This is a genomic window from Phytohabitans houttuyneae, assembly GCF_011764425.1.
GTDB lineage: Bacteria > Actinomycetota > Actinomycetes > Mycobacteriales > Micromonosporaceae > Phytohabitans > Phytohabitans houttuyneae.
The window spans coordinates 2,298,943-2,315,612 of sequence record NZ_BLPF01000001.1 but is presented as its reverse complement, the minus strand read 5'-3'; the positions used below and the strand labels follow the sequence as shown (position 1 = coordinate 2,315,612).

Sequence of the window (16,670 nt, the reverse complement as noted above, 5' to 3'; positions counted from 1 at the left end):
CTATCAGGGCCTTGAGCCCACTCGTGGCGGGGCGGCACCATAGATCGCGATGAGCGACGGGCCCCTCCCCGAGCCTCCCGCACCACCGCCAGAGCCTGCCGACTTCGACGCGTTCTGGCGCGCCACGCGCGAGGAACTGACCACACCGCCACTGTGCTGGCGGGTCCACCGGCGGTACGACGACGCCCGCCTCGGCCGGCGGGTCGAAGAGCTGACGTTCGACTCGTCCACAGGCGAGCGGGCGTTCGCCTGGCTCACGTACCCGCGGACCACCGACGTGACCCACGGCATGGTGGTGAGCCACGGCTACCAGGGCCGCCCGGACGGCCCCGACGAGTACGCGCCGGCGCCCTCGGCCGCGAAGATCTTCCCGTGTGCGCCGGGACTGCCGCGCAGCCTGTCACCCACGATCCCGCCGGTGACCGCCGAGCACGTGCTGCACGGCATCGGCTCGCGCCAGACGTACGTGCACCGCTTCTGCGCCGCCGACGTGTGGCGCTCGGCCTCGGTGCTGCTGGAGCGGTTTCCGGGCATCGAGCGGCTGGACTACAACGGCGGCAGCTTCGGTGGCGGCATCGGCGCGCTGGCCCTGCCGTGGGACGACCGCTTCCGCCGCGCCCACTTCTACCTGCCCAGCTTCGGCCACCACCCGCTGCGGCTGGCCGTGCCCTGCACCGGGAGCGGAGAGGCGGTGCGGCGGCTGGTGGCGCGCGAGCCGCAGGTACGCGACGTGCTCGGCTACTTCGACGCCGCGACCGCCGCGACCCGCATCCGCATCCCGACGTTCGTCTCGGTGGCCCGCCGCGACCCGGCCGTACCGCCGATCGGGCAGTTCGCCGTCTACCACGCCCTCGCCGGCCCGAAGCGGCTCTACGTGCTCAGCGCCGGACACATGCCGTACCCGACCGAGTCCACCGAGCGCGCGGCACGCGACCGTGAGCTGGCGGCCTTCTTCGCGTGAGGTGTGCCGTCGTGGGTTAAGTTTCTCCCCGTGAGTGAGAAGCCCGAACCCATCCGTGTCGGCGTGCTCGGCGCCCGCGGCCGCATGGGCGTGGAGGTCTGCAAGGCCGTCGACGGCGCGGACGACCTCGAGCTGGTCGCGATGATCGACCAGGGCGACTGGCTGTTCAACGCCTCGGACGCGGGTGCGGAGGTCGTCGTCGACTTCACCAACCCCGACGTGGTGATGGACCACCTGCACTGGTGCATCGACCAGGGCATCAACTGCGTGGTGGGCACGAGCGGCTTCACCGAGCAGCGCCTGGAGCGGGTGCGCGCCTGGCTTCAGCACAAGCCCGAGGTCGGCGTGGTCATCGCGCCCAACTTCGGCGTCGGCGCGGTGCTGATGATGGAGTTCGCCGCCCGCGCCGCCCGCTACTTCCAGTCCGTCGAGATCATCGAGCAGCACCACCCGGGCAAGGTGGACGCGCCGAGCGGTACCGCCAGCCACACCGCCCGCCTGGTGGCCGAGGCGCGGGCCGCCGCCGGCCTGGCCGCCATGCCCGACGCCACCAAGGACGAGGTGGCCGGCGCGCGCGGTGCCGACCTCGACGGTGTCCGCGTCCACTCGGTGCGCGCGGCCGGCCTGGTCGCCCACCAGGAGGTGCTGTTCGGCACGACGGGCGAGACGCTGACGATCCGCCACGACTCGTACGACCGGGCGTCCTTCATGCCCGGCGTGCTGCTGGCCGTCCGCTACGTGCGCGAGCACCCCGGCCTGACGGTCGGGCTGGCCCCGCTTCTGGACAGCTGATGTCGTTCGCGGTAACCACGATCATGCGCGGCGGGCGAAGACCTTCTACGCCGACGGCCCGGGCGGGACGGTAACGCAGGACATCCCCGGTTTGCGCTGCTCACCCTCGCGAGGGCTCGTCGTCGCTGGCCGACCCCGACGGCCATCTGTGGAAGGTCGCCTCCGCCTCCTGAGCACGCACCCAGGGCCGTCGGCGCTCTTGTGAGGGCAACCCAAAACAGATCCGAGCTACCGCGATGCCCGTCGTGGTCCAGACCGTTGCTCCCGCGGCCTCACCCTCCGCGGCCCCCGAGCCTTACCCCGGGGCCTGCGGCCGCCTCTGACGTCGGGTTGATCACGGTCTTGGCCGCACCCGGGCGCTCCACAACGGCCGGGATCACCGGCCGAGCTTCGTTCGGTGGCTGCGCCGCAGCAGCGCCACGAACCCGGCCCTTGCTCGCCACCTGTCGAGAAAGAGCAGACCACAGCCTTGATCAAAACAAGCTGAGCGACCGGAACACCGCGGACGTCGCGGTAGCCCGCTAATGGATTGTCAGGTTGGTTGGGAGGCCGGTCAGGCGGGCGTGGCCGGCGGCGTCGACGGAGGCTTCCACCCTGTGGCTGGCGATTTGCAGGCCGCGGGCGTGCACGGCGCCCAGCGGGAGGGACGGGCGGAGGGTGACGCGGCCGGCGGGGATGTCGGGGTAGATGCCGAGCGCGGCGTGCAGCACGACGACAGCGGCCGCCGCGGACCAGGCTTGCGGGCGGCAGGCGGCGGGGTAGGGCATCGGGCGGGCGAAGTCGGTACGGTCGTCGCCGCCGTAGAGCTCGGGGAGACGGTAGCCGAACGCCTCGCCGGCCGTCAGGAGGCCGTCGGCGAGCCGCGCCGCCGCCGGCCCGAAGCCCTCGCGGGCCAGGCCGGCCAGCACGATCGCGGTGTCGTGTGCCCAGATCGAGCCGCAGTGGTACGACAGCGGGCTGTATCCGGCGTCCTGTGTGGACATCGTGCGCAACCCGAAGCCGCCGGAGAGGGCGGGGGAGGCGAGTGCCTCGGCCACCGCCGTGGACTCTTTGGCGGTGAGCAGGCCGGTGCCGAGCAGGTGCCCGATGTTGCTGGTCAGCGCGTCCACCGGGCGGCCGTCGCGGTCCAGCGCCAGCGCCGGGTACGTCCCCTGTGGACCGTCCACCCAGTACCGCGCGCGGAAGCGCTCGGCCAGTGCCCCCGCGTGCTCACGCCAGCGGTCGGCGCCGGGGCGGTCGAAGGCGTCCAGCAGCGCGGCGCCGTGCAGGGCCGCCTGGTAGGTGTAGCCCTGCACCTCGGCCAGCGCGATCGGCGGCTCGGCGTGGCGGCCGTCGCGGAAGCGCACCGCGTCGCCGGAGTCCTTCCAGCCCTGGTTGGCCAGGCCGCGGCCGCTGCGGTCCACGTAGCGCACGAAGTCGGTGTGTGTGCCCAGCCAACCCAGTGCCACCTCGACGTGCGGGATCAGCGCGGCCACCTCTTCGGCCGGCATGCCCCACCGCCAGGCGTCGTGCAGCAGGCTGACCCAGAGCGGGGTGGCGTCGACAGTCCCGTAGTACGCCGCGGGAAGCTCGATCTGCTCGCCCTGGTGGCGGGTGTCGTGGCGGCGCAGCTCGTGCATGATCTTGCCGGGTGCCTCGCCGGAGCGGTCGTCCTCGCGGGCGCCCTGCCGCCGGGCGAGCACCCGTAGCGTTCCGGCGGCCAGCTCGGTGCCGAGCGGGAGCAGCATGCGCGCGGCCCAGATGCTGTCCCGCCCGAAGAGCGTGAGAAACCAGGGCACGCCCGCGCCCAGGTACGTGTCGCCGCCATCGGCCAGCCGCAGCGAGGCCAGGTCGTCGAGCGAGCGGTCGAGCAGGCGGACCAGGCGGTGGTCGTCGGCGGTGACCTCGGGGCGGGACCACTCGACCGGGCCGGAGGGCGCGGCGACCATGGCGCGTGGATCGTCGACGGCCATCTGCCAGCGCAGCGTGACGCTCCCGCGGGTCGGAAGGTCGACGCTCCAGGTGAGGCGTTCGGCGTCGACGGCGCCGTCGCCGGTCACCCGCACCGTCACCCCGTCGGCGCGCCACACCAGCGGCTCCACCGGGGCGAGGCGCGCCGCCGTGCCGCCGGACTTGACCACGTCCATCGGCGCGAGGTCGCAGGCCAGGTCGAGCGTCACGGTGGCGTGGACGGGCACGTCGGCGGTCGAGGAGACCACGATCTCCTCGGCCACGCCGCCCGGCCGCACCCGGCGGGTCCGGTCGATCCGCACGGTGGGGTCGGCGATGCGGGTGCCGAGCCAGCGCACGAGCGAGACGAACCGGGTGGCGCCCGGCCCGGCCGCCGTGTGCCCGATCGCGTCCGGCTCGCGGCCGTCGACCAGCAGCCGGGCCTCGGCGAGCACGCGGGTGTCGGCGTGGAAGACGCCTTCGACGCCGGTGCCGCTGACCTGCCCACCGCCCCCGCTGAGCACGGTCGTCGGCGCCACCGTCGTGGTGACGAGGTCGTGTAGCAGCGGTTGCAGCTTGCGATCCGGCACGAGCGGCTACCTCCTGTGCTCAGTCTTGACAGATCGGCCTGCGCAGAGCAAAGTGCGAAACAACCCAGAAACTTGAACGATCCAATCATGCCCTACACCGCTTTGAACGTTCAAGAGGATAGAAGGTACGAATGGCCGATAAGGTGACGATCGCTACGGTTGCCGCGCACGCCAACGTGTCCCGGCAGACGGTCTCCAACGTGCTCAACACCCCGCATCTGGTCCGCGAGGAGACGCGGGAGCGCGTGCGCGAGGCGATCGCCGTCCTCGGCTACCGAGCCAACCAGGCCGCCCGGCTCATGCGCACAGGCCGGTCGCACCTGCTGGCCGTGCGGATCGAGCCGACCCACGACGGGATCAACGGCTCGGTCCTCGACCGTTTCCTGCACGGGCTGACCGAGGCGGCGGCTCCGGCGGGATACCGCATCCTGCTCTACGCCGCCGCCGACGACCAGGCCGAGATCGCCACCTACGACGACCTGCTCGCCACGTACGAGCTGGACGGCTTCGTGCTCACCAGCACCCACCACGGCGACGTGCGCACGTCGTGGCTGGCCGAGCGGGGCGTGCCGTTCGTGACGTTCGGCCGCCCCTGGGGAGCGCAGGACAGCCACCCCTGGGTCGACGTCGACGGCGCGGCCGGCACCGCCGCCGCCACGCGGCACCTGCTCGCGGCCGGACACCGGCGGATCGGCTTCATCGGCTGGCCGGAAGGCTCCGGCGTCGGCGACGACCGCCGCTCCGGCTGGGCCGGCGCCGTCGGGCGCGAGCAGGCCCACCTCCACCGCACCACAGTGGACGGTGTGGCCGAGGGCGAGGCGGCCGCTCGCGACCTGCTGTCCATATCGGACCCACCCACCGCCCTGGTGTGCGCGAGCGACTCGCTGGCCGCCGGAGCCTACGCGGTCGCGCCGCCCGGCGTCGCGGTCGCCGGCTTCGACGACACGCCCGTCGCCCGCGTGCTCGGGCTCACCAGCGTCGCGCAGCCGCTCGCCGAGGCGGCCGCCCGCTGTGTCGACCTTCTCGCCGGCGTGCTCGACGGGGGCACCGCGCCGCGTCCCGTGCTCCTCCAACCTTCCCTCGTGATCCGGCAGTCAGCCTGAAGGAGACCGACGTGAAACCCATACGTAGGACAGTTCTCGCCGCGATGGCGGCCGGCGCGGTGCTGGCCGGCGCCGCTTGTGGCAGTGGCTTCGACGACGACTCCTCGGAAACCCAGCAGCAGTCCGGGCCGGTCTCGCTGCAGATCCTCATCGGCTCGTCCGGGCAGGCCGAGACCACCGCCGTGCAGGAGGCCGCGGCGAAGTGGGCCAGCTCGTCCGGCAACACCGCCACCGTCACGCCGGCGCAGGACCTGACCCAGCAGCTCGGCCAGGCGTTCGCGGGGACAGCCCGCCCGACGTGTTCTATGTGGACGCCGGCCGCTTCGCCGACTACGCGAGCGTGGGCGCGCTGGAGCCGTACGGCGACAAGATCAGTAACCCGGACGACTTCTACGAGAGCCTGCGCACCACGTTCACGTACGACGGCAAGCTCTACTGCGCGCCCAAAGACTTTTCCACCCTCGCCCTCGTGGTCAACACCGACCTGTGGAGCAAGGCCGGCCTCACCGAGGCGGACATCCCCACCACGTGGGACCAGCTCACCGCCGTCTCCCAGAAGATCAAGACCAGCGGCACGGTACCGCTGGCGCTCGGCGACACGCGTGACCGCATCGGCGCGTTCATGGTGCAGGCCGGCGGCTGGATCACCAGCGCCGACGGCAAGACGGCCACCGCCGACAGCCCGGAAAACCTCCAGGCCCTGCAGTACGTCCAGGGGCTGCTGAAGAACAAGTACGCCCAGTACCCGAAGGCGCTGGACGCCGGTTGGGCGGGCGAGGCGTTCGGCAAGGGCAAGGCGGCGATGACCATCGAAGGCAACTGGATCAAGGGAGCGCTGCAGGCCGACTTCCCGAACGTGAAGTACACCGCGCACCCCCTCCCCGCCGGCCCCAAGGGCCAGGGCACGCTGTCGTTCACCAACTGCTGGGGCATCGCGGCGAAGAGCAAGAACAAGGACGCGGCGGTCAAGTTCGTCGAGGCGATGACCACGGCCGAGCAGCAGATGGCGTACGCCAAGGCGTTCGGCGTGATGCCGTCCCGCCAGTCCGCCGGCGGCCAGTTCACCCAGGAGTACCCGGCGGACAAGGCGTTCATCGACGGCGCCGCCTACGCGCAGGGTCCGGTCAACGCGCCCAAGATGGACAGCGTGCTCGCCGACTTCGACACCGGGCTGCAGGGCCTGGCGAGCGGTGACCCCAAGGCGCTGCTGACCCGGGTGCAGAAGAACACCGAGTCGGCACTTGGGCAATGAGAACGCGCAACGAAACCCTGGCGGGGTGGCTCTTCGTCGCCCCCGTGGTGCTGATCCTGGGCGTCTTCCTGCTGCTGCCCATCGTGATGGCGCTGTGGGTGAGCCTGACCGGCTGGAACGGGCAAGGCAGCCCGTTCCGGTCCGGTGTGCCCTTCGTGGGCGGCGACAACTACACGTCGCTGTTCACTGAGGACGGCCTGCCCCGCCAGGACTTCATGACGAGCATCCGCAACAACCTGTACTACGTGGCGCTCGTCGTGCCGGTACAGACGGCGCTGGCGCTCGGCCTCGCGCTCGTGGTCAACCAGCGGATGCTCAAGGGCAAGAGCTTCTTCCGCACCGCGTTCTACTTCCCGTCGGTCACCAGCTCGGTGGCGATCAGCGTGGTGTTCCTGTTCATCTTCGCCAACTCCGGCGCGGTCAACGCGCTGCTCGCCGGGGTGGGTATCGACGGGCCGGTGTGGTTCGACGACTCGCGCGGCCTCATCCACCTGCTGCTGGACACCGTGGGCGTCAACAGCGCGCCCGGTGCCCTTTCGAACCACGGCGTGCTGGGCCTCACCTGGTGGGACTGGCTTTCCGGCCCGAGCGTGGCGATGTGCGCGATCATCGCGTTGGTCGTGTGGACCACGTCCGGCACGTTCATGCTGATGTTTCTCGCCGCCCTGCAGCAGATGCCGCAGCAGGTGGAGGAGGCAAGCCTCATCGACGGGGCCAACTCGTGGCAGCGGCTGCGGTACGTCACGCTCCCGATGCTGCGGCCGACCCTCTTCCTGGTGCTCACCCTGGGGCTGATCGGCACCTGGCAGGTCTTCGACCAGATCTACGTGATGAGCCAGGGCAACCCGGCGAAGACCACGCTGACGCCGGCGTTCCTGTCGTACCGCACGGCTTTCAAGGACTTCGAGTACGGCCGGGGCGCGGCGATCTCCTTCGTGCTGTTTCTCATCATCGTGGCGATGACACTGCTGCAGCGGTGGCTGCTGCGCGAGCGGAGGTCGTCGTGAAGCCGCGCGGGCTCGTCAACACGTTCGTCGGGTACTCCATCCTGATCTTCTTCGCGCTGGTCTTCCTGTACCCCTTCGTGATCCAGCTGGCCAACTCCTTCAAGACCGAACCGGACGCGGCGGACAACCCGCTCTCGCCGGTGCCCAACCCGGTCTCGTTCGCCGGCTTCGAACGGATCTTCGAGGGCACCAACTTCCCCCTCTGGCTGGGCAACTCGCTGCTCGTCACCGTCGTGCTCACCGTCGGCCGCGTGTTCTTCGACTCGCTGGCCGGCTACGCGCTGGCCCGCCTGCGCTTCGGTGGCCGGCGGGCGATCTTCGCGGGCGTCATCGCGGTGATGGCGGTGCCCGGCGTCGTGCTGCTGATCCCCAAGTTTCTCGTGCTCAACCAGCTGGGCATCTACGACAGCTACACGGCGCTGATCCTGCCGATCATCGTGGACGCGGCCGGCGTGTTCATCATGAAGCAGTTCTTCGAGTCGGTGCCGGCCAGCATGGAGGAGGCGGCGCGCATCGACGGCGCGAGCGTCTTCCGCACGTACTGGTCGGTGGTGCTGCCGATGGCCAGGCCGGCGCTGATCACGCTGACGATCCTGTCGTTCCAGGGCTCGTGGAACGAGTTTCCGCACACCCTCGTCGCCGTACAGGACCCCGACCTCTTCACCCTCCCGCGCGGCCTGGCCGACCTGGTCAGCGGCTCGCTGGGCACGGGCACGCAGTACCCGCTGAAGCTCGGCGCGGCCCTGCTGGCCACGATCCCGGTCGCCATCATCTTCGTGATCTTCCAGCGCTACTTCGTCCGCGGCGCGACGGAAGGCGCCGAGAAGGGCTGAGGGATCTCGTCAGAGGCTCGTGTGGAGGCGGTGCTGGGGGATGAGCTGGTCGTCGACGTCGAGCGCGCGGGTGGCGCCGTCAGGCTCCCAGCCGGCCGAGCCGAGAAACTTGCGGGTGGCCGGGTCGCCGTCGTAGACCCAGGCCACCGCGGTCGCCAGGGTGTCTTCGCGCCACAGGTCGACGCTCGCCGCCAGCAGGCGGCTGCCGTGGCCGCGGCGTCCCCAGCGCGGCTCGACAAGCAGGTCGGTGAAGGCGGCGACGTCCGCGCCCAAGGGCGGCTCGTCGGGGGCCAGCGCCTGCTCGTCGGCCGGGCCCGAGGCGGCGAAACCGACCAGGTAGGTGGTCTCCGCCTGCTCGAACGCGACCAGCACCCGGTGCCGCGCCGACGGCGGCGCCTCGATCGCGGCGCGCCACTGCTCGGCGATCCACGCCTCGTCGAGCCGGTCGAGCGCGCGGGCGGGCAGCACCTTGCGGTACGCCGTCCGCCAGGTCGAGAGCTGGATGCGTGCGATCTCGCCGGCGTCCTCGGGACGGGCCGGCCGGACGAACCCCGTGGCCATGAGTGACCAGCCTACGGAGGTGGGTAACGGCCGCTCGCGGTAGGTCAGGCAACCCGCCGTCCGCGGCCCGCGGTCAGGCCCGAGTGGATGGTACGGGCGGTCTCGGCGGAGCCCAGCCCGGCGGCGAGCGCGGCGGGGGTCAGCGCGCTCACCACGTCGTACGGGTCGAGCAGTCCCGAGGCCACCAGCCGGCCGAGGCTGCGCGCGGCGCGGTACAGCGTGTTGTTGCGCTCACCGACCTGCGCGAAGCGCACGCGCGTGACCTCGTTGTCGAGCGCGGCGGCCGCATACCGCCCCGGGCGGCGCACCACCGCCGGCGGTGGCGGCGGTGGCGGGATGACAAGGCGCAGCAGCGCGGGCGGGCAGGGCGGCGCGGGGCCGTGGCTGATCCACCGGTAGCGCATGCCGTTGCCGTGTGTGGACGGTGGGGCGACCACGTAGCCACCCTCGCCGCGCCAGTCGACGCCGGGCAGCAGGCGCACGCGGTTGGGCGCGCCGCTGGCCGCGAAGTACAGGTGGAGGCCGCCCGAGCCGGTCTGCACCAGCGGCGTCTCCAGCGCGTCGCCGATGAGGTCGCGCAGCAGGTGCAGGCCGGCCGGCGTGTCCACATCGCACACGTCAACGGCGACGCCGGTGCGCAGCCCCACGTTTGCCTCCGGCCAGGCGGCCCACCAGCGGCGCACCCGCTCCGGATCGGTGCTGGCCTCGTGCAGGCCGGCGGTGATCAGGCGCGGGTGCCACCGCGGGTGCTTGCCCGGGCGGTCGCAGTGCGGGCGGCGGCACGAGCAGCGGCCACCGCCGAGGCCGGTGTGCAGGGGAGGACGGGCACGCCCGCTGACGCGTACCACAACGCGCCCTCCAGCGGCTCCATGCGCCACATTCTATCGAACACATGTACTAAGCGTCGATGGTCCGAGCACGGAGCGGAGATGTCGTACCGGTGGGTTAGCGTTCGACCCGATGGCCGTTCCAGAGTCTTTGTCGATCGCGCAGGCCCGCCGCATCGCGCTGGCCGCGCAGGGGTTCGCCGACCCGGTGCCGTCCGGGCCGGTGACGATGCGGCACCTGCGCCGTGTGCTGTCGCGCACCGGCCTGCTCCAGATCGACTCCGTCAACGTGCTTCAGCGCGCCCACTACCTCCCGCTCTACAGCCGGCTGGGGCCCTACCCGACGGCACTGCTCGACCGTGCGGCCTACGGGCGACCCCCGGAGCTTTTCGAGTACTGGGGGCATGAGGCCTCGCTGATCCCCATCGCCCTGCACCCCGCGCTGCGGTGGCGCATGGCCGCCGCGCACGCGTGGGGAAACGTGCGGCGCATCGCCGACGAGGACCCCGCGCTCGTCGCGTGGGTGCGCGACGAGGTCGCGGTCAACGGGCCGCTCACCGCCGCCGAGATCGAGCACGAGGCGCCGCGGGAAAAGGGCAACTGGGGGTGGAACTGGTCGTCCGTCAAGCGGGCGTTGGAGTTCCTCTTCTGGGCCGGCGAGGTGGTCGCCGCCCGGCGCAACGGCAGCTTCGCCAGGGTGTATGACCTGCCCGAGCGGGTGCTGCCGGCCGCGGTGCTGGCCGCGCCCACACCCACGCCCGACGAGGCATACCGCGAGCTTGTCGCGGTGGCCGCCCGCTCGCTGGGCGTGGCGGCGGAGTTCGAGCTGCGCGACTACTTCCGGCTGCCGGTGGCCGGCGCGCGGGCCGCGATCCCCGAGCTCGTCGAGGAGGGCGTGCTGGTCCCGGTCGAGGTGCGCGGCTGGCGGCAGCCGGCCTACCTGCACGCCGACGCAAAGCTGCCCCGCTGGGTGCGGGGCGACACGCTGGTCAGCCCGTTCGACCCGCTGGTCTGGGAGCGGGCGCGCACCGAGCGGCTCTTCGACTTCACCTACCGCATCGAGATCTACACGCCCGCGCACAAGCGGGTCCACGGCTACTACGTGCTGCCGTTCCTGCAGGGCGACCGGTTCACCGCGCGCGTCGACCTCAAGGCCGACCGCAAGGCCGGCGTGCTGCGGATCCCGGCCGCGTGGCTGGAGCCGGGCGCCGACCACGACACGACCGCCGAGGCGCTCGCTGCCGAGCTGCACCGGCTCGCGGGGTGGCTGGGCCTCGCCGAGGTGGCACCGCCCGAGGGTGGAGACCTGAAGCTGAAAAGCGCCCTCGGTGTACGGTGAACCGGTGACCAGCGTGGCCGACCCCACATCCGCGCCGCCGCCCCCGCACTATTTCGTGCCGCCGCCACCGGGCCGGTTGACCCGCCTGATGGCCCGGTCACCGCGGTGGCTGGCCCCCGTGGCGGTGCTCGGCTGCCTGGCGGCCGCGACCGGCTACGTGACGATCGCCAACCCGACCGAGTCGACGGCCGACGCGCCACCGACCTGCCTGCTCAAGCTCACCACGGGCCTCGACTGCCCGGGGTGCGGCGGCACCCGCGCCTTCTGGTACATGATTAACGGCGATCTCCCGGCCGCCGCCCGGCACCACGCGCTGTTCATCTTCGCGGTGCCGTTCCTGCTGTATGTGTACGTGGCCTGGGCCGGCAAGCGGGTCTTCGGCAAGACGCTGCCCAAGCTGCGCATCACGCCCACGATGATCGGCGTGTTCCTGTCGGTGTGGCTGGGCTTCAGCATCCTGCGCAACCTGCCGTGGGCCCCGTTCACCTGGTTCTACGTCTAGGCGGACCGGGGTTTGGTTCTGGGCTTGGCCACCGCGGAGGGTGAGGCCGCGGGAGCAACGGTCCGGACCACCGCGGACATCGCGGTAGCTCGCCTGATCTGTCAAGGGATCTGGGCGGGCGGCGGCGCACTCACGCCGCGGCCTCGGCTGGTGCGCGGCTGATTTCGATGTCGCCGCTGACCGTCTGGACCTCGACGCTCAGCTCGTGGCCGGACCCGCCGCCGTCGCCGCCGGTCATGTCAAGGTCGTTCGTGGTGCGGCCGGAGAGCGTGCCGAGGTCGAGCCACACGCCGGTGCCGGTGCGCACGCCGACCGCGACGTCGCCGCTCGCGGTGCGGACCTTGACCGTGCCGCGCCGGGCCGCGCCGATCCGGACGTGGCCGGAGGCGGTCTTGGCCTTTACGCCCGCGCCGGCCGAGCCGATCTCGATGCTGCCGCTGGCCACGCTCGTGTCGATCGGGCCGCCGACGTGCTGTGCCGTGACGTCGCCGGCCGCGCCGCTGACCTGCAGCTCGCCGTCGACCCGGCCGGCCGTGACGTCGCCGCTGGCGATCTTCACCTTGGCGTCGCCGGTGACGTGCTCGACGTAGATGTCGCCGGAGGCGCCGGTCGCGTCCACGGCGGAGAAACGGCCGCGGCAGGCGGCGTCGGCGGAGGCGGTCTTGAGGCGCAGCCGGCTGTCCAGCGGCACCCGGATCGTGATCAGCAGCGCCGCCGGGTGGCGGGCAAGCCAGCCGCCGTCGGGTGCCGAGACGGTCAGCGTGTCGCCGTGCATCTCGACGGTGGTGCGCTCGGCGGCTTCGTGCGAGGCGGGACGGTCGTCGTACGGCTGGACGTCGACCACGGCGCTGTCGCGCTCCTCCGCGGTGATCTCCAGTGCTCCGCCGGGCAGCTTGACGACGGCGGTGACGGGTCGAGGGGTCGTGAACTCGGGCATTTCTGCTCCTCTCAGGCGCGGCCGTAGCCGGTGATCCGGCGGCCGGTCGGGCCACGGGTCGGTGGAGTGGGCGGACCGCCCTGCGCGGCGGCCTGCACGGCGCGGACCAGCCAGGTGTTGACCGAGACGCCCTCCGCGGCCGCGGCCCGCTCGGCCGTGTCCTTGAGCGACTCGGGCAGGCGCAGGGTGATCCGCGCGACGTCACCGGATGGCTCGGGTGGCGTCATGGATGGTGCGGGTGCGACGTCAGTCGGCGTCACCACGAAATCGGCCTGGCCACCGCGCAGCCGCACCTCGACGGTCGCCGCCGGGAGCTTGGTGGTGATCTCGTCCGCCGCGTCGGAGAGCACTTCCAGGAGGCACAGCCGCATCGACGCGTCCAGCGCGCCGGTGAGCAGGTCAGCCGTGCGGGCCACGTCAGGCCCGCCCGGTGCGGCGGTGGCGGCGAGGTCTCGCCGCAGCGACTCCAGGTACGGTGCCAGGTCCATGACGTCACTATGACACCATCGTGATGTCATAGCAAGCCGCGGTGGTGAAACGGCGGTGCTGATGATGTCGGTGGGGTGGTCTAGGCTCGCGGCCATGCCGGAAGTAGTCCCGCCCCAGGTCAAACTCATCGCTTGGACGCATTTCGAGGCGCCGGACGACGTGCCGTGGTCGACCGACGCGGATGGGGGTCAGGCGCTCGCCGAGTTCGCCGGCCGCGCCTGCTACCAGTCGTGGAAAAAGCCCAACCCCGTCACCGCCACCAACGAGGGCTATCTCGCCCACATCCTCGAGGTGGGTCACCTGTCGGTGCTGGAGCACGGTTCGGTGACCTTCTACTTCACCGGGGTGTCCCGCTCGTTCACGCACGAGCTGATCCGGCACCGCCACTTCTCCTACTCGCAGCTCTCCCAGCGGTATGTGCCTGAGCGCGAGGCCGCGATGGTCGAGCCCGACGTGATCGCCGACGACCCCGAGCTGCACAAGCTCTTCGCCGAGGCGACCGAGGCGAGCCTGCGCGCCTACAACGAGCTGCTGGAAGGGCTGGAGCGCAAGTTCGCCGACGTGGAAAACGGCACGCTGCGCCGCAAGCAGGCCCGCCAGGCCGCCCGCGCCGTGCTGCCCAACGCGACCGAGACGCGGATCGTGGTGACCGGTAACTACCGCGCCTGGCGGCACTTCGTCGGGATGCGCGCGACCGAGAGCGCCGACGTGGAGATCCGCGCACTGGCGGTCGAGTGCCTGCGCCAGTTGCAGGGCGTCGCACCCAACGTGTTCGCCGACTTCACCATCTCGCGGCTAGCGGACGGGACCGAGATCGCGTCGAGCCCGTACGCGCAGGTGTCATAAGGCCGTCGACCGGGCGTAACCCTTCGGCCGGTCAGGGCGGGTCCGCTAGGTTGTCAAGCATGACGCACGACCACCGACCCTTCGGGCGGTTGCTCACCGCGATGGTGAGCCCGTTCCGCGCCGACGGCTCGCTCGACGTTGAGGGAGCGGCCCGCCTCGCCACCTACCTGGTGGACGAGCAGGCCAACGACGCGCTGGTGATCAACGGCACCACTGGCGAGTCGCCGACCACCTCCGACGGGGAAAAAGAGCAGCTCATACGGGCGGTGGTGGAAGCCGTTGGCGACCGCGCGAAGGTGGTCGCTGGCGTAGGCACCAACGACACGTCACACACGATCGAGCTCGCGGCCGGAGCGGAAAAGGCGGGCGCGCACGGCTTGCTGGTCGTCACGCCGTACTACAACAAGCCGCCGCAGGCCGGCGTGCTGCGCCACTTCACCGCCGTGGCCGACGCGACCGGCCTGCCCATGCTCGTCTATGACATCCCGCACCGCGCCGGCATACCGATCGCGACCGAGACGATGGTGCGCCTCGCCGAGCATCCGCGCATCGTCGGCGTCAAGGACGCAAAGGGCGACCTCATCGCGACGTCGTGGGTCACCCAGCGCACCGACCTGGCGTACTACTCGGGGGAGGACGCGCTCACGCTCCCACTGCTCGCGATCGGCGCTGTCGGCCTGGTCGGTACGTCGACACACTTCAGCGGCGTTTACGCCCAGGAGATGATCCAGTCCTACGAGCGGGGCGACGTCGCGGGCGCGCTCAGCCTGCACCAGCGCCTCATGCCGATCTTCACGGGCATCTTCCGCAGCCCCGGCACGATCCTGGTCAAGGGGGCGCTGGCCGCCAAGGGGATGCCCGCCGGTCCGGTGCGCTCGCCGCTGGTCGACGCCACCGAGGCGGACATGGCGCAGCTGCGCGAAGACTTCGGGGCCGCGGGGCTTCCTCTATGACCGGGGCGCACGCCGAGATGGAGTTTCCTCCGCCGCTACCCGCGGGTGGCCTGCGCGTGATGCCGCTGGGCGGCCTCGGCGCGATCGGGCGCAACATGACAGTGTTCGAGTACGACGGGAAGCTGCTCGTCGTCGACTGCGGTGTGCTCTTCCCCGACGTGGAGCAGCCGGGCGTCGACCTGATCCTGCCCGACTTCACGCCGATCCTCGACCGGCTCGAAGACGTGCAGGCCATCGTGCTCACCCACGGCCACGAGGACCACATCGGCGCCGTGCCGTACCTGCTCGCGCACAAGCCGGACATCCCGCTGGTGGGGTCGCAGTTCACGCTCGCATTGGTCGAGGCGAAGCTGGCCGAGCGGCGCATCGAGCCGTACACGCTGACGGTGCGCGAGGGGCGGCGCGAGCCGCTGGGGCCGTTCGAGTGCGAGTTCTTCGCGGTCAACCACTCGATCCCGGACGCGCTCGCGGTGGCCATCCGCACCCCGGCGGGGCTCGTGCTGCACACCGGTGACTTCAAGATGGACCAGCTGCCGCTGGACGGGCGGATCACCGACCTCGCAGGCTTCGCGCGGCTCGGCTCCGAGGGCGTCGACCTGCTGCTGTCCGACTCGACAAACGCGGAGATCCCGGGCTTCGTCACCCCGGAGCGCGACATCGGGCCGGTGCTCGACTCGATCTTCGCGAAGGCCACCGGCCGGATCATCGTGGCCAGCTTCGCCTCGCACGTGCACCGCGTGCAGCAGGTGCTCGACTCGGCGTACGAGTACGAGCGGAAGGTGGCCTTCATCGGCCGCTCCATGGTCCGCAACATGGGCATCGCCCGCGACCTCGGCCTGCTGCGCATCCCGGGCGGCCTGGTGGTCGGCCTGGAGGAGGCGACCACGCTCCCGCCGGACCAGATCGTGCTGATGTCGACCGGCTCGCAGGGTGAGCCGATGAGCGCGCTGGGCCGCATGGCGATCGGCGACCACCGGCACATCACGGTCGCGCCGGGCGACACGGTGGTGCTGGCCAGCTCGCTGGTGCCGGGCAACGAGACCTCCGTGTACCGCGTGATCAACCAGCTCTCCCGCGCCGGCGCCAACGTGATCCACAAAGACGTGGCCAAGGTGCACGTCTCCGGCCACTCGCCCGCCGGCGAGCTGCTCTACCTGCTCAACGTCGTGCGGCCGAGCAACCTCATGCCCGTACACGGAGAGTGGCGGCACCTGCGCGCGCACGCCCGGCTGGGCATCGAGTCGGGGGTGCCGGCCGACCGCGTCGTCCTGTGCGAGGACGGCGACGTGGTCGACCTTGTCGAGGGCCGTGCGCGGCTCGTGGGCCACGTCAAGAGCCGCTACGTGTACGTGGACGGCCTCGCCGTCGGCGACGTGGGGGAGTCGCTGCTCACCGAGCGCCGCATCCTCGGCGACGGCGGCTTCATCGCGGCGACGGTCGTGGTCGACTCGGTGACCGGCAAGGTGGTGGGCGGTCCGACGGTGTCGGCCAAGGGCTTCTCGGAGGACCCGGCCGCCTTCAACGCGGTCATCCCGCTGATCACGGAGGCACTCGACCGGGCCGCGCTGGAAGGCGTCACCGACCCGCACCAGCTCCAGCAGATCGTGCGGCGCGTGGTCGGCCGCTGGGTCAACGAGGCCTACCGCCGCCGCCCGATGATCGTCCCGACGGTGGTCGAGGTCTAGGCCGGTCTCAACAGATGTGTCGAGGCGAGGCGGGATCCAGGCGGCGATCCGGCGCCGTCGGTCG

16 protein-coding genes are annotated in these 16,670 nt (G+C 71.5%); 11 read left to right on the top strand and 5 right to left on the bottom strand.

Annotated elements, in window-relative coordinates; translation table 11 throughout:
- The first annotated feature begins 49 nt into the window (after positions 1-49).
- Together Phou_RS10155 and dapB are read left to right on the top strand one after the other, a co-directional pair.
- The gene (locus Phou_RS10155; RefSeq protein WP_173055620.1) at positions 50-961 is read left to right on the top strand and encodes an acetylxylan esterase; all 912 of its coding nucleotides are present in this window, start codon (positions 50-52) and stop codon (positions 959-961) included.
- A gap of 30 nt (positions 962-991) precedes the next feature.
- Complete coding sequence (gene dapB / locus Phou_RS10150; protein WP_173055618.1) at positions 992-1,753, top strand: 4-hydroxy-tetrahydrodipicolinate reductase; 762 nt, start codon at positions 992-994, stop codon at positions 1,751-1,753.
- A gap of 521 nt (positions 1,754-2,274) precedes the next feature.
- Here the strand turns inward: dapB and Phou_RS10145 are convergent.
- Positions 2,275-4,272 carry an amylo-alpha-1,6-glucosidase gene (locus Phou_RS10145; RefSeq protein WP_173055616.1) on the bottom strand — a complete coding sequence of 666 codons (1,998 nt, stop codon included), beginning with the start codon at positions 4,270-4,272 and terminating at the stop codon, positions 2,275-2,277.
- 131 nt (positions 4,273-4,403) lie between these two features.
- Between Phou_RS10145 and Phou_RS10140 the strand changes: the two genes are divergently transcribed.
- The 4 genes from Phou_RS10140 to Phou_RS10125 all read left to right on the top strand — a co-directional run bounded on the left by Phou_RS10140 (position 4,404) and on the right by Phou_RS10125 (position 8,467).
- Complete coding sequence (locus Phou_RS10140; RefSeq protein ID WP_173055614.1) at positions 4,404-5,375, top strand: substrate-binding domain-containing protein; 972 nt, start codon at positions 4,404-4,406, stop codon at positions 5,373-5,375.
- Between the two features lie 298 nt (positions 5,376-5,673).
- Positions 5,674-6,627 carry a sugar ABC transporter substrate-binding protein gene (locus Phou_RS10135; protein ID WP_246273470.1) on the top strand — a complete coding sequence of 318 codons (954 nt, stop codon included), beginning with the start codon at positions 5,674-5,676 and terminating at the stop codon, positions 6,625-6,627.
- Complete coding sequence (locus Phou_RS10130) at positions 6,624-7,634, top strand: carbohydrate ABC transporter permease (RefSeq protein ID WP_173055612.1); 1,011 nt, start codon at positions 6,624-6,626, stop codon at positions 7,632-7,634. The genes Phou_RS10135 and Phou_RS10130 overlap by 4 nt, the downstream gene beginning before the upstream one ends.
- Complete coding sequence (locus Phou_RS10125; RefSeq protein WP_173055610.1) at positions 7,631-8,467, top strand: carbohydrate ABC transporter permease; 837 nt, start codon at positions 7,631-7,633, stop codon at positions 8,465-8,467. The genes Phou_RS10130 and Phou_RS10125 overlap by 4 nt, the downstream gene beginning before the upstream one ends.
- 9 nt (positions 8,468-8,476) lie before the next feature.
- Here the strand turns inward: Phou_RS10125 and Phou_RS10120 are convergent, their stop codons facing one another.
- Entirely contained in the window at positions 8,477-9,028 is a 552-nt protein-coding gene (locus Phou_RS10120) for a GNAT family N-acetyltransferase (RefSeq protein ID WP_173055608.1), read from the bottom strand.
- 44 nt (positions 9,029-9,072) lie between these two features.
- Positions 9,073-9,876: a bifunctional DNA primase/polymerase gene (locus tag Phou_RS10115; RefSeq protein ID WP_246273469.1), complete on the bottom strand. Its 804-nt coding sequence runs from the start codon at positions 9,874-9,876 to the stop codon at positions 9,073-9,075.
- Between the two features lie 112 nt (positions 9,877-9,988).
- Here Phou_RS10115 and Phou_RS10110 point away from each other — a divergent pair, with 112 nt between their 5' ends.
- Both Phou_RS10110 and Phou_RS10105 read left to right on the top strand, forming a co-directional pair.
- Positions 9,989-11,194 (top strand): winged helix-turn-helix domain-containing protein, encoded by a 1,206-nt coding sequence (locus Phou_RS10110; RefSeq protein ID WP_173055604.1) that lies wholly within the window; start codon positions 9,989-9,991, stop codon positions 11,192-11,194.
- 4 nt (positions 11,195-11,198) lie between these two features.
- Positions 11,199-11,696, top strand: a complete 498-nt coding sequence (locus tag Phou_RS10105; RefSeq protein WP_246273467.1) for a DUF2752 domain-containing protein — start codon at positions 11,199-11,201, stop codon at positions 11,694-11,696.
- Between the two features lie 130 nt (positions 11,697-11,826).
- On the opposite strand, the gene Phou_RS10100 is transcribed toward Phou_RS10105, so the two are convergent.
- Positions 11,827-12,633, bottom strand: coding sequence for a DUF4097 family beta strand repeat-containing protein (locus Phou_RS10100; protein ID WP_173055602.1), 807 nt, complete (start codon positions 12,631-12,633; stop codon positions 11,827-11,829).
- A gap of 11 nt (positions 12,634-12,644) precedes the next feature.
- Entirely contained in the window at positions 12,645-13,121 is a 477-nt protein-coding gene (locus Phou_RS10095) for a toxin-antitoxin system HicB family antitoxin (protein WP_173055600.1), read from the bottom strand.
- A 94-nt stretch (positions 13,122-13,215) separates the two neighbouring features.
- On the opposite strand from Phou_RS10095, the gene thyX reads away from it, so the two are divergent.
- From thyX to Phou_RS10080, 3 genes are read left to right on the top strand one after another with little or no spacing between them, the layout of a single operon-like run.
- The gene (gene thyX / locus Phou_RS10090; RefSeq protein WP_173055598.1) at positions 13,216-13,968 is read left to right on the top strand and encodes an FAD-dependent thymidylate synthase; all 753 of its coding nucleotides are present in this window, start codon (positions 13,216-13,218) and stop codon (positions 13,966-13,968) included.
- 59 nt (positions 13,969-14,027) lie between these two features.
- Positions 14,028-14,921, top strand: coding sequence for a 4-hydroxy-tetrahydrodipicolinate synthase (gene dapA, locus Phou_RS10085; RefSeq protein WP_173055596.1), 894 nt, complete (start codon positions 14,028-14,030; stop codon positions 14,919-14,921).
- Positions 14,918-16,606, top strand: coding sequence for a ribonuclease J (locus tag Phou_RS10080; RefSeq protein ID WP_173055594.1), 1,689 nt, complete (start codon positions 14,918-14,920; stop codon positions 16,604-16,606). The genes dapA and Phou_RS10080 overlap by 4 nt, the downstream gene beginning before the upstream one ends.
- The last annotated feature ends 64 nt before the right edge of the window (positions 16,607-16,670 follow it).